The organism is Microbispora oryzae (assembly GCF_017896165.1).
GTDB classification, from domain to species: Bacteria; Actinomycetota; Actinomycetes; order Streptosporangiales; family Streptosporangiaceae; genus Microbispora; species Microbispora oryzae.
Genome location: NZ_JAFCNB010000004.1, coordinates 43,829 through 58,153 on the forward strand (window position 1 = coordinate 43,829; position 14,325 = coordinate 58,153).

A 14,325-nucleotide genomic window follows, 5' to 3' on the forward strand; every position below is an offset into this window, starting at 1 on the left:
CAGTGACAGGCCGGACAGTGACAGGCCGAACAGTGACAAGGCCGAACAGTGAGAGGAACGTCGTCGCCCGCGCCGGGCCCGATCAGCGGCGGGCGCCGGCGGACAGGTCGTCGACCTCCCACTCCAGCCGGTCGAGCACCTCGCTCACGCCGTTGACCCGCTCCGTCATCCGGACGAGGATCCGCGCGTCGCTGTGCCGGGCGATCTTGCCGGTGAGAGTCACCACCCCGTCGGTCACCTGGACCCGGACGCCGGAGGTGTCCGTCCACAGCGCGCAGTCGAGGATGTCGGCGTGGATCTCGCGGGCGATGTCGTCGTCGGTCCTGGCGAGGACGCGGAGCAGGTCGTGCCGGCTGACGATGCCTTCGAGCCGGCCGTCGTCGTTCACCACGGGGAGCCGCTTGACCTCGTGCGCGGCCATGATCCGGGCCGCGCTCACCACGCTGATGTACGGCCTGGTGGTGACCGGCGGCGCGGACATCAGGTCGGCCGCCGTGTCGCCGCGCGCCCGGTCGGCCATGGTGGTGCCGCGCCGCCCGAGCTGCTCCCGCAGCCGCTGCCGCAACGGCGGGCGGTAATCCTCCCCGTAGTACTGCTCCCTGAACTCCTCCTTGCGGAGCAGGTCGGCCTCCGAGATCACCCCGATGACGTGGCATCTCTCGTCCACGACGGGCACCGCGCTCACCCCGCGGTCGATGAGGACCTGGGCGACGTCCCGATAGGAGGTGGCGCCCGTGACGGCGACGACCTTCCTGGTCATCACATCGCGAACCTTCATGTGCATCTCGACCACCTCCACGGCCGGTCCCCGGGTCCGGCGCACCCCCTGTGAGGAGGATGCCCACGCCGCGCCATGGTCATGGGCGGGGGAGCGGATCAGGGGTCAGAAGTGCCGGAAGCCTCAGAAGGCGCGGATGCGGCGGCCGGTGACGTGGCGCGGGACGATCCTGACGACGAGCGTGCGCTCGCCGCCCGCCCACGGCTCCAGGCCCGGCACGGGCGGCTCGCCCGGGCCGACCGGCTGGGCCTGTCCCTGGATCAGCACACTCCAGCCCTCGCTCCTGACCTCGTCGATGTGGTCGATCTCGAAGCCGGTCATGCAGCCCTCGACCACGCCGACGCTCCGGTCGAGGGAGCCGCCGGCGGCGGTACGGAAGATCACCTCGCCGTGGTGCAGCCGGTAGTTGACCGGAAGCACGACGGGGCCGTCCGGGCCGGTGAAGGCCACCCGGCCGATCCCGCCCGGCCAGATGAGCCGCATGCACTCCTCCAGGTCCAGGGCGTCCAGGAGCGGGCGGACCACGGCCGTCCCGGCGCCCGCCGGCCGGTCGGCGGTGGCGCCCAGCAACTCGTCCACCGTGGTCTCAAGCGCGTACGCGAGCCGCAGCAGGCTCCCCTCGGTCAGCGAGGCGGGCCGCTCCTCCAGATATTCGACGAACCCGGGCGCCATCCCGGCCCGCTCGGCCACCTCCTGCCGGGTGAGGCCGAGCCTCTTCCGCTGGTAGGCGACGCGGCGCCCGAGGTCGCCCGGTGTGCTCTTCGTGTGAGACATCCGCTTCCTCCTCCTGACGCGGGAAGGGCGGGAGCACCTCGCGGCCGGGATCGGCACCGTTCGCCTCGGCGGCACGCGTCGTGAGCCGTCCGTCCGGCTCTTTGCCCGTCACCGCCCACGGTACGCGGCCCCGCGTGATCGTGGACCGGTGGGAGCGGGCCCAGGTCCAAAGGGGCTGGAAGGGGTCCGAAAGTCCCATCCACCCGGTGACGTTCGGCAGCGGTGATCAGCTCTCGCCCGAGATGTGATGGAAGAGGGCCAATCAAGGAGGGGATGGTCATGGCGGGATTCGTGGTCGTCGGCGTCGACGGATCCGCCGCCGCGTCCGCGGCGCTGGACTACGCCGTGGACGACGCCGTCCGCAGGGCCGCGGACGTCCGGATCGTGCACGTACGCGAGCCGTGGGCGGGCAACTGGGCGTTCCCCGGGCCCGAGGGCCTCGACCAGGCGATCCACCGCTACTGCCAGGGCGTGCTCGACGCCGCGGAACGGCACGCGCGGGACCGGTCGCCGGGGGTGAGGGTGGCCAAGCACCTGGTCACCGGCGACGTGATCGGACGGCTGAAGTTCGAGTCGCGGGACGCCGATGAGCTCGTGATCGGCAGCCGCGGCATGGGCGGCTTCGCCGGCATGGTCCTCGGCTCGGTGGGCCTCGGGGTGGCCGGGCACGTCGCCGGCCCCGTCGTGGTCGTCCGCCGGCCCGCATCGCCCCTGTACGGCGAGATCGTGGTCGGCTACGACGGCTCCGATCACGCCGAGGCGGCGCTCGCCCACGGATTCGCCGAGGCGCGGCGCCGCTCGGCCCGGCTGAGGGTGGTCTACGCGTGGCAGATGCCCGTGCTCCCGCCGCTCACGCCCGGCCGCGACGAGCTGTCGCAGGAGGTCTTCGAGGGGCGGGCCGCCGCGGTCCTGCAGCAGCTCGGGAGGTGGCGGGACAAGCAGCCCGACGTCCCCGTCGAGGAGGAGGCCGTCTGCGACCATCCCGTTCACGCGCTGTCGGAGGCGTCGCGCTCCGCCGACCTGCTGGTGGTCGGCTCGCGGGCGCTCGGCGCGATGAGCGCCGCCGTGCTCGGCTCGGTCGGTCACGGCGTCCTGCACCGCGCGCACTGCCCGGTCGCGATCGTGCGGCCGGGGAAGGAGGAGACATGATCGGCACCCGGAGGCTCACAGCGGCCGACGTCATGAGCCGGATCGTCCTCACCGTCGCGCCGGACGAGTCCCCGCTCATGGCGTGGGAGCTCATGCGGCGGGCCGGCGTCCACCACATCCCCGTCGTCGACGGCAACCGGCGGCTCCACGGCGTCCTCACCCGGCTCGACCTGGCCATGGGCTGGTCGGGCGGCCCGGCCGATCTCGCCCGCCGCGAGGTCCGCGAGTTCCTGGGCGAGCGGCGGCTGCCCCGCGTGCGGATGGACGCGCCCCTCGACTGCGTGGCGGCCACGATGCTCGACGCCGGGCGCGACGCCGTCCCCGTGGTCGACGAACACGGCCGCACGGCCGGGATCATCACGACGGTCGACGTCCTCAGGGCGGTGGCCGGCCGGATCAGCGGCGCTCCCGGCCGGGGCCGGGCGGAGGGCGCCATGTTCCGGCTGGAGCCGGTGCTGCCCTCCTGAGCCGGTCGCGGACTCCCGGCGCGCCGCTCGGTCTGGCATCATCGATCAAGCGGAAGTTTCCCGGCGAACCCGACACGTGAGGGGCGAGGACCTGCCGATGCGGCCCGTCAGTCCATGGATCGCCGTTGTCTAGCGAACGGCTCCTCGCCATCAGCGACCTCCACATCGGCTACCCGGAGAACCGGGCGATCCTGGAGGGGCTCCAGCCCTCCTCCCCGGGTGACTGGCTGATCGTCGCCGGAGACGTGTGCGAGAGCCTGGGCGACTTCGAGTGGGCGATGCGCCTGCTCGCCGGGCGCTTCGAGAAAGTCGTGTGGACGCCGGGCAACCACGAGCTGTGGAGCCATCCAAGCGACCCCGTCACGCTGCGCGGGGAGGAGCGCTACCGGCGTCTCGTCGAGGTGTGCCGCTCCCTCGGCGTCGTCACCCCGGAGGATCCGTACCCCGTCTGGGACGGACCGGGCGGGACCGTCGTGGTCGCCCCGCTGTTCGTCCTGTACGACTACACGTTCCGCATGCCCGGAGTGACGACCGTGGAGGCCGCGCTGGCCCTCGCGTACAAGAGCGGGGTCGTCTGCACCGACGAGACGTTCCTGCACCCCGACCCGTACCCGTCCCGGCAGGCGTGGTGCGCCGCGCGGCTGAAGGAGACGGAACGGCGGCTCGAGGAGCGGCCGGGCGGGCTGCCGACGGTCCTGGCCGGCCACTATCCGCTGGTCCGCGAGCCCACCCGGATCCTGCGCTACCCCGAGTTCGCCATCTGGTGCGGCACCGAGGCCACCGCCGACTGGCATCTGCGCTTCCAGGCCGTCGCCGCCGTCTACGGCCACCTGCACATCCCCCGCACCACCTGGTACGACGGCGTCCGCTTCGAGGAGGTCTCGCTGGGATACCCGCGGGAGTGGAAGCCCCGGGCCGGCACGCCTGGCCGGCCGCGCCAGATCCTGCCGGCGCCGTGATCGAACGGATCCTGCCGGACGGGGTGGCCGCGGCCGAGGTCTTCGACGACCCGCCGGGGGTCGTGCTCTTCCCCGAGGAGGAGGCCCACGTCGCCCGTGCGGTGGCCAAGCGCCGCGCCGAGTTCACCGCCGGACGGCACTGCGCGCGGACGGCGCTGGCCGCGCTCGGCTTCCCGCCCGTGGCCATCCCGCCGGGCGAGGCCGGTTCGCCGACATGGCCGGCCGGAGTGGTGGGCTCGATCACCCACTGCGCCGGATACCGGGCGGCCGCGGTCTCGACGGACGTCCTCAGCGTGGGCATCGACGCCGAGCCGGATCTGCCGCTGCCCGCAGGCGTCCTCGGCACGATCTCCCTCGCCGAGGAGCGCGAGACGCTGGCCGGGCTGGGGGAGCCGGCCGGGGGACCGCACTGGGACCGCCTGCTGTTCAGCGCCAAGGAGAGCGTCTACAAGGCGTGGTTCCCGCTGGCCCGCCGGTGGCTGGACTTCACGGAGGCCCTGATCCGGATCGACCGGGACGGTTCGTTCTCCGCCACCCTTCTCGTGCCGGGGCCGCGCATCGGCGGAAGGCCGCTGACCGGCTTCCGGGGTCGCTGGCTGGCCGACGGCGGTCTGCTGACGACCTCCGTCACGGTCCACCGCTGAGCCGGGCCGCGCGGACCCGTCAGAGGCGTCTCGTCATGAACACGCTGTTCGGATCGGGCCGGTAGTCGCCGAACGGCTCGCAGTACGCGAACCCGAACTTCTCGTACAGCCTCCTGGCGGGCAGGAAGAAGGCGGCCGCGCCGGTCTCCAGGCTCAGCCGGGCGAACCCCATCCGCCCGGCCTCGGCGATGATGTGCTCGAGCAGCAGGGACGCGATCCCCGCGCGCTTGCGCGACGACGCGGTGCGCATCGACTTCAGCTCCGCGTGGCCGCCGTCCAGCGCCTTGATCGCGCCGCAGCCCACGACGGCGTCCCCGTCCCGTACGGTCCAGAACGTGACGCCGGGCCGGCGGAGCGCGTCGATGTCGAGCGCGTGCTTGCTCTCCGGGGGAGTGATCGACCGCATCTCCCGAACGTGTTCCAGCAGGAACTCGGCGATCTCCGGCCCGGAGAGGTCGTCCACCCGGATGTCCATGTCGCTCGCCCTCTCGTCTTTGTGCTCGCGCCCGGACCTTCTCAGCCGAGCGAGTCGATCCAGCGTTCCAGACGGCGGCCCTCCGCGCTCATCAGGCCGGGGTCTCTGAAGGTGTTCGTGAGCAGCGAGATGCCCTGGTAGGCGGCGAGCAGCGCGACCGCGAGCTCCCTGGCGTCGGCGCGGCCCATGGCCGTGAACTGGCGCTCGATCCAGTCGAGCAGCCGCCCCATGACCTCGGCGACGTCCCGGTCCAGGCCGCCCTCGGCCCGTTTGTCGAGTTCGCTCGCCAGGGTGCCGGTGGGGCAGCCGTACCTGGAGGTCAGATCCCGCTGATCCACCCAGGCGCCGACCAGCGCCTTCAGCCGTTCCTGGGGGGTGGGCAGCCGGTCGAGCGCGGAGACCAGGGCGCGCATGTTCCGCTCGTGCGTGGCGATGGCGGCGCCGACGAGCTGATCCTTGGTCTTGTAGTAGTAGTAGACGTTGCCGACCGGGACGTCCGCGGCCTTGGCGATGTCGGCGAGCGTGGTCTTCTCGACCCCCTGCTCGTGCAGGACGCGCGCCGCCGCCGCGGCCAGGCGGTCGCGTTTGCCCGGTCGCCCCTCACTCTCGGAGTCAGTCACCTGACTCACTATACCGGCCACCGGTTGGCGCATCTTTCGTCACTTTTGCACCAGTGCTCGCGTGGTAAATCTACTTTGTAAATCGGGAATGGCTTGCTCAGTCGTTAACGGCGATCGATCGCAGCCTGGTATGGCTTTTGTCCTATTTACACCTTTATTGAGAAGTGTGTACCTTGGAGTCCGAAGCAGCGCATGATGCTGCCCTGACAGCGTCATACCGTTGCCGTTCGTTGCCCGGACCGTACGGCCACGAGGGACCACGTCCGTCGAGATCGTACGGCCGCCGAATCCGCACTCGCGGAGCCGGGGACCCATCTCTTCCGGGGTGAATCGGAGCGCCGGCCCCCCAGGGGCGCCCGTAGGGCACTTCCTGCCCGAACCCGTCAGCTAACCCGGTAGGCGGCATGGAAGCTAGGAGTCAACCTCGACATGCCCCATCACCGATCCGTCACGGCCGCTTCGCCCCGCGAGGAGCGGCGGAGCCCCTCCCGTAAACGCCTGGGCCTGGCCGTCGCCGTGGCGGCCCTCGCCGGTTCCGCCGGCACCTTCGTCGTCGCGAGCCCGGCGCACGCCAACCCGTACACCTACGGCCAGGACGTCTCCGGCTACGAGTCCGACTACGACTGGAACACCAGCCGGGCCCAGTTCGGCTTCGTGAAGGCGACCGAGGGCCTGGACTTCACGGACTCGTCCTTCGCCCGCCACTGGCGGGAGCTGGCCAAGAAGGGCATCGTCCGCGGCGTGTACCACTACGGGCACCCCGCCAACAACCCGATCGCCGAGGCCGACCACTTCCTGTCGGTGGTGAACTCCCAGCCGGCCAGGCCCGGCGACCTGCTCGTGCTTGACCTGGAGACCTCGGACGGCCAGTCCGTCGAGCGCGTCAACAGCTGGGCGAAGACCTGGCTGGCCTACGTGAAGGCCAAGACCGGGGTCGCGCCCATGTTCTACAGCGGCTGGAACTTCGCCGAGACCTACGGGCGCGGCCTGTCCGCGTATCCCCTCTGGGTCGCCAACTACAACCGCCCCGGAGGCGACATCAGCCCGCCGGCCGACTGGAAGACCTGGACGATCCACCAGTACACGGACACCCCGATCGACCAGAACGTGTCGACGCTGACGCCGAAGCAGCTGCGCGCCCTCGGCCGCCGCTGAGCCGCCGCTGAGCCCCGGCCGCGGGTCCGTTTCCTGGCCGCGGCGCCGCGCCGCCCGCGCCGGACCGCTCGGGACCGCTCGGGACCGTTGTTGTCGGTGGTGTGCGGCATACTCGCGGGGTCATGGCAGATTCATGGGGCGGTGGCCGCGCGCTCGACCTGGACGCGCCGGCCGTGGGGGACAGGTTCCGGCTGTTCAAGTTCACCCACAGGGACGACTTCGTCGTGTACCTGTGGGTGCTCAGGGCGATGGACCGGCTGCGGGCGGTGCACCGCGTCCAGGTCGACGGCGACGACGTGGCGGCGGCGCTGGCCGAGCTGGCCCTCCACCACGACGGTGTCCCCGCCGCGGACGCGTCCCTGCGGGCCAGGCTCGACGCGCTGGCCGAGGACGGCATCATCCACCGCCTGGAGGACGCCTCCCGGGCGGGGTCGCTGGCCCGGTACCGCAACCGGCAGTCGGTCTACCAGTTCAGCGAGCTGGGCTACCGCGCGTTCACGGCCGTGGAGGACGTGCTCGCCGCGCGCGTCAGGGACGCGAACCTGTCCCGGCTCGTCTTCTCCGACATCCTCGACGACCTGAAGTCGCTGGCACTGGCCAACCGCGGCGGCGACGGGGAGCAGGTGTACCGCCGTCTCTCCCGCCTCGACCAGGTCATGGAGGACATGGTGCGCCGGTCCGCCCGGTTCCATGTGACCCTGGGCGAGATCGTCGGCTCCACGGACGCGTCGCCCGACCTGTTCCTCCGGCACAAGAACGCCCTGCTCGCCCACATGACCGAATTCATGGCCGAGCTCGACCGCTACCTGCCACGGCTGCACCGGGCGGTGCTTGAGGTCGAGGACTCGGGGGCCGGCGCGATGCTCGCCAGGGCGGCCGGCGTCGACGACCGGCCGTTCCTCGGTCCCGCGGAGCGCACGGAGGACTGGCGGCGCCGCTGGGAGGCGCTCCGGGCCTGGTTCACCGCCGAGCCCGGCGCGTCGTCCGGCGCGGCGGGGCTGCGCCGCGCCACGCGCACGGCCGTGTCGGGGGTGATCGCCCTGCTCCGGCAGGTGACCGAGGCCCAGCGCGGCGGCGTGAACCGCGCCTCCGAGCTGCGTCACCTCGCGGAGTGGATCTGCGACGCGCCCGACGAGGACGCCGCGTACGCCCTGGCCTCGGCCGCGTTCAACGTGGGATCGGCGCGGCATCTCGGCGGCGCCCACGACGACGTCGAGCAGATCTCGCCGCGATCCACCTGGTGGGACGCCCCGGGCATCGAGATCGGGCTCACGCCGTTCCGCACCGGCAGGCCGTCCGGGCCGGGCCTCCCGCAGCCGGTCCGCGCCGACGCGCGGGCCCGGGCCGACCTGCGCGGACGGCAGCTCGCCGCGAGGGCGGCCGAGCGCCGGGCCGCGGCGAGTCTCGCGGGCGCCGGAGCCCACGACCGGGTGCTCGACGAAGTCGAGACCCGGGTGCTGCTCGCCCTGCTGACGCGGGCGCTGGAGGCCCGCACGGTCGTGTCCGGCCGGCTGCGGTCCGCGAGCGGCAGCGACGACACCGTGGTGCTGCGGCTGGTGCCCCACGCCGCGGGCAGCGGCGTCCGCACCGCCCACGGGCTGCTACACCTGCCGGGCTTCGCCCTGGAGATCTCCACGCGCCCGGGACGGGCCGATGGCTGAGCCGCGCGCCGCCGCCGGCGTCCCGCTCACCGACCTCGGCGCCTACCAGGACGCCGTACGGCTGGTGCTGACCACCGACCTGATCACCGCCGTGCATCCCCGTCCCGGCGTGCTGGAGCGCGTGCTGGCCTGGGCCGACCAGCTCACCCGCGACTTCCACGACCTGTTCGGCTACACGCTGCTCGCGACCACCCGGCAGGTGCGGCTGGTCCGCCGCCTCGACGCGCTGGACCCCTCCCGCGGGAAGATCTTCGTCACCAGGGCGGGCCGGCCCTTCGACCGCAGGCGGCTGGCCTACCTGTGCCTGGTGCTCGGCTCCTTCCAGCGGTCACGGGTGGAGATCAGCCTCGCCGACCTGGTGCGCCTGTTCGCCCCGGTCGCCAACACCATCGCGGGGCTCGGTTTCGACCCGGTCGTGCCCGGTCACCGGGCCGCGGTCGTCGACGTGATCGGCTGGCTCGTCGACCGGGGCGCGCTCCACCTGTCCGACGGCTCGGTGGAGGCGTGGGCGCGCGGCGACGGAGGGGACGCCCTGTACGACATCGACCACGACCTCTGCATGGCGATCTTCCGGCCGTCCCGGCCGGTGCAGCACCTGACCAGCGCGGCCGGCCTGCTCGACGGCCTCGGCGGCCCGGCCGAGCGACGGGCCAGGAGGCTGCTGCTGGAGCGGCCGGTGGTCTACTACGCCGACCTCGACGCCGAGGCCGCCGCGGCCCTGCGCCGCGACGACCTGGTGGAGAACGTCGCCAGATTCACCGGCCTGATCGTGGAGCGCAGGGCCGAGGGCGTGCTGCTCGCCGATCCCGGCGGCCGGTTCACCGACCTGGCGTTCCCCGGCAGGGGCGGCGCGGTCAACCGGGCGGCGGGGCTCCTGCTCGCCCGCGTCGCCGACCTGCTGGAGGAGGACGGCGACGCGTTCGGCCGGCTGGAGCCGCCCGTCGAGGCCGACACGCAGCGCGAGCTGATCGAACGGGTCGACGCGGCGCTCCCACGGGCGGGCGTCGTGCGCGACCTCGCCTGGTCGTCCGGCCACGAGACGCCGGAGCCGCCGGGCCGTCCCGAGCCGCTGGTCCTCGTGGAGCGCCACCGGCTCAAGGCGCTGATCGAGGAGCTGTACGACACGTTCGGCCCGGCCTCCTTCACCGCGGCCTGGCAGCACGACCCCGGCGGCCTGCTCGACGCCGCCCTCACCCTGCTCGCGGACCTGCGGCTGGTGCGGCCGGTGCCGGGCGGCGTGCTGCTGCTCCCGGCGGCCATGCGCTACCGCAACATCACCCTGGCGATCCCGGCGCCGCCCCGGGGCCAGCTCGACCTCTTCGACGAAGGAGACCAGGCGTGACCCGGTTCAAGCCGTCCCGTGCCGGCCTGATCAACATCTGGGACTACACCGACGAGGAGTTCGCGTTCGCGGACGGCCGGCTGGTGCTGCGCGGGCACAACGGGTCGGGCAAGACCAAGGCCCTGGAGGTGCTGTTCCCGTTCATCCTGGACGGCGTGGTCGACGCTCGCAGGCTCGACCCGTTCAGCGGCGAGAACCGCACGATGAAGTCCAACCTGCTCTACCGCGGGCAGGAGTCCGAGTACGGGTTCGTGTGGATGGAGTTCGCGAACGGCGGCAAGACCGTCACGCTGATCATCGCCATGCACGCGCGCAGAGACCGGCCCGACGTGAAGCGGACCTACTTCGTCACGGCCAGGCGGGTCGGCGTCGACTTCGGCCTGCTGTCGGAGGACGCCCGGCCGGTGACCGACCAGCAGCTCCGGCGGCTGCTCGAACCCGGGGCGGCGCGCACCAACCCCACCGACTACCGCGACGCGGTCGACGCGGCCCTGTTCCGGCTCGGCCGCGAACGGTACACCCAGCTGCTCGACCTGCTGCTGGCACTGCGCCGGCCGCTGCTGGCCAAGGACCTCGACCCCGCCAAGGTCTCCGACACGCTGACCGCGGGCCTCAGCCCCGTCTCCGACGACCTGATCGAGCAGGCCGCCCGCGACTTCGACAACCTGGAGGCCGTCCAGCGCCTGGCCGACGACCTCGCCACCGCCGACGCCGCCGCCCGCGCCTTCCTGACCCGATACGCGGACTATCTCCAGGTCGGCGTCCGCGACCAGCTCACCCGTATCGAGGCCCGCGTCGGGCAGGCCGTCCACCCCGCCGTCCAGGTCCGCCGGGCACAGGCCGAGATGCGCCGAGCCGAGGCCGCGCAGGAGGCCGCCGAGGCGGAGCGGGACGCCGCGGCCGCCGACCAGACGAGGCTCGAAGGCAGGCTGGAGGCGCTCCGACGGCACGAGGCGTACGCGGCGCAGGGCGAGCTGGAAGACCTGCGCGCCCAGGTCGCGCGGGGCGCGCAGGAGATCGCGCGGGCGCGTGAGGCGAACGGCCGCGCCGCCCGGCACATCGCCGACCTGCGGGGTGAGGCGGCCGAGGCCGGCCGCGAGCTCGACGAGGCGCGGGAGGCGGCGGCCCGGCAGTCGACAGCCGGAGCCGAGGCGGCCGAGCTCGCGGGCGTCCCGGCTCCGGAAGGGACCGACCCGATGGAGGTCCGTGCGCGGGCCGTCGCCCGGCTCCAGGACGCCGAGGACGTGCGGTCCGCGCTGCGCCGGGCCGGCGACGCGGAGGCGGAACGCGACCGGGCCGGGCAGTCCCTCGAACGGGCCCATCAGAAGATCGAGACGAGCGAGCAGGCGTGCCGCCGCGCGCAGGAGGCGCTCGGCGACGCGCTCGCGCGGGCCGAGGGCGAGCTGCGCGCCTGGGCCGGGCGGTGGGCCGGCGACGGTCCCGAGGCGGCGGCCGGAGCGGGCGACGCCGACGTTCTGACGCGCGGCCTGTCGCGGCTGCCCGAGGCGGGCGCGCCCAGCCTGGGCGAGGTCTTCGCCGAACTGGCCGAGGCGCGGCGTACGGCGCTCGCCGCCGAGTCAGCGAGCGCCGAGGCGGCGGTGACGGGCCTCACCGCCGAGATCGCGCGGCTGACCGCCGAGCGGGACGAGGTCGCGTCGGAACGCGACGACGCCCCGCCGCTCGACGCCGCCCGGCAGGCCGGGCGGGACGCCCGGCCAGGAGCGCCGCTCTGGCGGCTGGTGCGCTTCGCCGAGGAGATCCCGCGGGAGCGGGCGGCCTCCGTCGAGGCCGCCCTCGACGCGGCCGGGCTGCTCACCGCCTGGGTGCACCCCGACCCCCGGCTCACCGCCGAGGCGCTGGCCGAGCCGCTATCGGAGCCGCGGTCGGAGTCGTACCTGCTCGCGGCCCCGCCGGAGCGCAGGCCCTCCGGGCGGACGCTGGCGAGCGTGCTGGTGCCGGAGGAGCAGGACGACGTCCCGGCCGACGTCGTCGCGGGCGTGCTCGCCTCCATCGCCCTGACCGACGACCTCGACGTCGCCTCCGGCGTCCCCGCGATCAGCACCAGGGGTCAGTTCGGGTACGGCGTGCACGTCGGCGCCCGGACCAAGGCCGCGCCGGAGTACATCGGCGCGACCAACCGGGCGGCCAGGCGGCGGGCACGCCTCGCCGAGTTCGACGAGGAGATCCGGGACAGATCGCGGGAACGCGACAGAGCCGAGGCGGAGCGCGAGGCGGTCCGGCGGCGGCTGGACGACCTCGGGCGGGCCCGGGCGGAGCTGCGCCAGGTCGGCAGGGACGTGCCGAAGGCGGCGACGGCGCTGACCGGGGCGTCCGCCCTGCTGGCCGCCGCCCGCGCCGAGCTCGCGGAGGCCTCGACCGCGCTCGACGCCGCCACCGCCGAGATGGACGCCGAGCGGCGGCGGCTCCGGCAGACGGCGGCGGACCGGAACATGCCCGTGACGGCCGCCGAGGTCGACGCGGTCGTCAGGGCCGTCGGCGACTTCACCGCCGCGGCGGAACGGCAGTCGCGCCACGTGGCCGACGCCGAACGGCTGGCCCGTGACCTCGCCGCGCGCCACCGCACGATCGAGCGGCTGGAGACCGACCTCGGGACCGCCGCCGGCGACCTGGCCGACAAGGAGGAGGCCCACCTGCGGCTCGCCGAACGCCTCTCGGTGCTGGAGGACGCGCTCGGCGCCCCGCTGAAGGAGGTCCTCGGCCAGATCAACGAGGCGGAGCGGGCGCTGGCCGCCGCGACGGCCCGGTGGCGCGCCGCCGACCAGAAGGCCAGGGCCGAGCACGACGCGCTGGTCGAGGCCACCACGGCCTGCCGGCACGGCCGCGACGCCCTCGCAGCCGCCCTCCGGGAGACGCAGGAGCAGCTCGCGTCCTTCGCGCCGTACACGCAGGCCGAGCTGCGGCCGGTGCTCGGCCTCCCCGCCGAGCCGGTGTGGCCCGGCAGGGACCGCTGGGCCGAGCCGGAGAAGGCCGCCGCCCAGGTCGTCGAACGGCTGGCGGTCCCTCCGCCCGCCGGGTCTCCGGCGGCCGATCCCGCGGCGGCGCACACAGACGCGGGCGGCACGGTGATCGGTGACACGGTGGCCAGCGGCACGGTGGCCGGCGACGCTGCGCTGGCCGTCCGCTCGGTGCTGCCGGAGGGCGTGGCCGAGCTGCTCGCCCTGTGCGAGCGGGCCACCGAGGGACGGCAGGCGGGCGACGGCGCGCGCAAACGGTCGCGTGACCGCATGTCCGACGCGCTCAAGGAGTTCGGCGAGGCGCTGAACGCCTGCGAGGAGGACTACCGGCTCGACTGGGAGCAGGGGGAGTCGCTCGTCCTGGTGCGGATCCACGACGCGGACGGCCGCCACCCGGTCACCTCGTTCGCCCGGCGCGTCGGCGAACGCGCCCGGGAGCAGGCCGTCCTGCTGGAGGAACGGGAGCGCGTGGTCCTGGAGGACGAGTTGCTCACCGGTCTCGCCGACCAGATCTCCGACCGGGTGAGGCTGGCGAAGGACCTGGTCAGGGGCATGGACGCGGACACCCGGTCACGGCCCATGTCGACGGGAACCACCGTGGGAATCCGCTGGGTCGTCGCCGACGGGGCCGGCGACGCCCAGCGCCAGGTCTCCGAGCTGCTGGGCCGCGACGACCTGGGGCCGGGGCGGCTGGCCGAGCTGCGCGGGCTGCTGCGCCAGATGATCCGTGAATATCGGGCCGCCCACCCGCGGGCGACGTACAAGGAGGCCCTGTCCACCGTCCTCGACTACCGCGCCTGGCGGGCCTTCGAGCTGCGGCTCAAGGTGCCGGGCGAGGAGGAGGTGAAGCTCAGCAGGAAGCGTCACTCGCAGATGTCAGGCGGGGAGAAGTCGGCGGCGATCCACCTGCCGCTCTTCGCGGCGGCCAACGCCCTCTACGGCTCCGCCGCGCCCGACTGCCCCCGCCTGATCGCGCTCGACGAGGCGTTCGCCGGGATCGACGACGTCTACAAGCCCGACCTGCTCGGGCTGACCGTCCGCTACGACCTCGACGTGTTCATGACCGGGCACGACCTGTGGGTCCGGTACGACACCGTCCCCGCCGTGGCCCACTACGACATGCACAGCGACAAGGCGACCCACACGGTGTCGTCGATGCTCGTCCTGTGGGACGGCTGCGAGCTGGTCGACTCGGCGGCCGGGTTCTCCGGCAACGACGACCTGGCCAGGGAACTGCTGGGCTTCACGCCGACCCGCCGCGGCCCGGCGGAGGAGGGCGTGCTGGTAGCGCTGGGCGACAACATCGGGACGGGCGGAGGCTGACCG

At 73.6% G+C, this 14,325-nt stretch carries 12 protein-coding genes and 1 riboswitch; of the genes, 8 read left to right on the forward strand and 4 right to left on the reverse strand.

What is annotated here, in order from left to right:
* Positions 1 to 82: 82 nt before the first annotated feature.
* A complete protein-coding gene (locus tag JOL79_RS08920; RefSeq protein WP_210155247.1) occupies positions 83 to 784 on the reverse strand; it encodes a CBS domain-containing protein in 702 nt (233 codons plus the stop codon).
* 117 nt (positions 785 to 901) lie between these two features.
* Complete coding sequence (locus JOL79_RS08925; protein WP_210155248.1) at positions 902 to 1,552, reverse strand: pyridoxamine 5'-phosphate oxidase family protein; 651 nt, start codon at positions 1,550 to 1,552, stop codon at positions 902 to 904.
* A 279-nt stretch (positions 1,553 to 1,831) separates the two neighbouring features.
* Between JOL79_RS08925 and JOL79_RS08930 the strand changes: the two genes are divergently transcribed.
* The 4 genes from JOL79_RS08930 (at position 1,832) to JOL79_RS08945 (ending at position 4,771) form a co-directional block, all read left to right on the forward strand.
* Positions 1,832 to 2,701, forward strand: coding sequence for a universal stress protein (locus JOL79_RS08930; RefSeq protein WP_210155249.1), 870 nt, complete (start codon positions 1,832 to 1,834; stop codon positions 2,699 to 2,701).
* A complete protein-coding gene (locus JOL79_RS08935) occupies positions 2,698 to 3,168 on the forward strand; it encodes a CBS domain-containing protein (protein WP_210155250.1) in 471 nt (156 codons plus the stop codon). The genes JOL79_RS08930 and JOL79_RS08935 overlap by 4 nt, the downstream gene beginning before the upstream one ends.
* A gap of 125 nt (positions 3,169 to 3,293) precedes the next feature.
* A complete protein-coding gene (locus tag JOL79_RS08940) occupies positions 3,294 to 4,127 on the forward strand; it encodes a metallophosphoesterase family protein (protein WP_210155251.1) in 834 nt (277 codons plus the stop codon).
* Entirely contained in the window at positions 4,124 to 4,771 is a 648-nt protein-coding gene (locus tag JOL79_RS08945; RefSeq protein WP_210155252.1) for a 4'-phosphopantetheinyl transferase family protein, read from the forward strand. The genes JOL79_RS08940 and JOL79_RS08945 overlap by 4 nt, the downstream gene beginning before the upstream one ends.
* A gap of 19 nt (positions 4,772 to 4,790) precedes the next feature.
* Here the strand turns inward: JOL79_RS08945 and JOL79_RS08950 are convergent, their stop codons facing one another.
* On the reverse strand, positions 4,791 to 5,246 hold the full coding sequence (locus JOL79_RS08950; protein WP_210155253.1) for a GNAT family N-acetyltransferase: 456 nt from the start codon (positions 5,244 to 5,246) through the stop codon (positions 4,791 to 4,793).
* A 41-nt stretch (positions 5,247 to 5,287) separates the two neighbouring features.
* Positions 5,288 to 5,866 carry a TetR/AcrR family transcriptional regulator gene (locus JOL79_RS08955; RefSeq protein ID WP_307848418.1) on the reverse strand — a complete coding sequence of 193 codons (579 nt, stop codon included), beginning with the start codon at positions 5,864 to 5,866 and terminating at the stop codon, positions 5,288 to 5,290.
* A 271-nt stretch (positions 5,867 to 6,137) separates the two neighbouring features.
* Positions 6,138 to 6,283, forward strand: a riboswitch (cyclic di-AMP (ydaO/yuaA leader).
* Between the two features lie 12 nt (positions 6,284 to 6,295).
* Between JOL79_RS08955 and JOL79_RS08960 the strand changes: the two genes are divergently transcribed.
* The 4 genes from JOL79_RS08960 to JOL79_RS08975 all read left to right on the forward strand — a co-directional run bounded on the left by JOL79_RS08960 (position 6,296) and on the right by JOL79_RS08975 (position 14,322).
* On the forward strand, positions 6,296 to 7,021 hold the full coding sequence (locus JOL79_RS08960) for a glycoside hydrolase family 25 protein (RefSeq protein WP_210155255.1): 726 nt from the start codon (positions 6,296 to 6,298) through the stop codon (positions 7,019 to 7,021).
* A gap of 122 nt (positions 7,022 to 7,143) precedes the next feature.
* Positions 7,144 to 8,682, forward strand: coding sequence for a TIGR02677 family protein (locus JOL79_RS08965; RefSeq protein WP_210155256.1), 1,539 nt, complete (start codon positions 7,144 to 7,146; stop codon positions 8,680 to 8,682).
* Positions 8,675 to 10,024, forward strand: a complete 1,350-nt coding sequence (locus JOL79_RS08970; protein WP_210155257.1) for a DUF2398 family protein — start codon at positions 8,675 to 8,677, stop codon at positions 10,022 to 10,024. The genes JOL79_RS08965 and JOL79_RS08970 overlap by 8 nt, the downstream gene beginning before the upstream one ends.
* Entirely contained in the window at positions 10,021 to 14,322 is a 4,302-nt protein-coding gene (locus JOL79_RS08975; protein ID WP_210155258.1) for an SbcC/MukB-like Walker B domain-containing protein, read from the forward strand. The genes JOL79_RS08970 and JOL79_RS08975 overlap by 4 nt, the downstream gene beginning before the upstream one ends.
* Positions 14,323 to 14,325: the final 3 nt, after the last annotated feature.

What these genes read in the sequence shown, in the direction of transcription:
- JOL79_RS08920 (WP_210155247.1), bottom strand. Translation starts at nt 784, where the DNA reads ATGCACATGAAGGTTCGCGATGTGATGACCAGGAAGGTCGTCGCCGTC.
- JOL79_RS08925 (WP_210155248.1), bottom strand. Translation starts at nt 1,552, where the DNA reads ATGTCTCACACGAAGAGCACACCGGGCGACCTCGGGCGCCGCGTCGCC.
- JOL79_RS08930 (WP_210155249.1), top strand. Translation starts at nt 1,832, where the DNA reads ATGGCGGGATTCGTGGTCGTCGGCGTCGACGGATCCGCCGCCGCGTCC.
- JOL79_RS08935 (WP_210155250.1), top strand. Translation starts at nt 2,698, where the DNA reads ATGATCGGCACCCGGAGGCTCACAGCGGCCGACGTCATGAGCCGGATC.
- JOL79_RS08950 (WP_210155253.1), bottom strand. Translation starts at nt 5,246, where the DNA reads ATGGACATCCGGGTGGACGACCTCTCCGGGCCGGAGATCGCCGAGTTC.
- JOL79_RS08960 (WP_210155255.1), top strand. Translation starts at nt 6,296, where the DNA reads ATGCCCCATCACCGATCCGTCACGGCCGCTTCGCCCCGCGAGGAGCGG.
- JOL79_RS08965 (WP_210155256.1), top strand. Translation starts at nt 7,144, where the DNA reads ATGGCAGATTCATGGGGCGGTGGCCGCGCGCTCGACCTGGACGCGCCG.
- JOL79_RS08970 (WP_210155257.1), top strand. Translation starts at nt 8,675, where the DNA reads ATGGCTGAGCCGCGCGCCGCCGCCGGCGTCCCGCTCACCGACCTCGGC.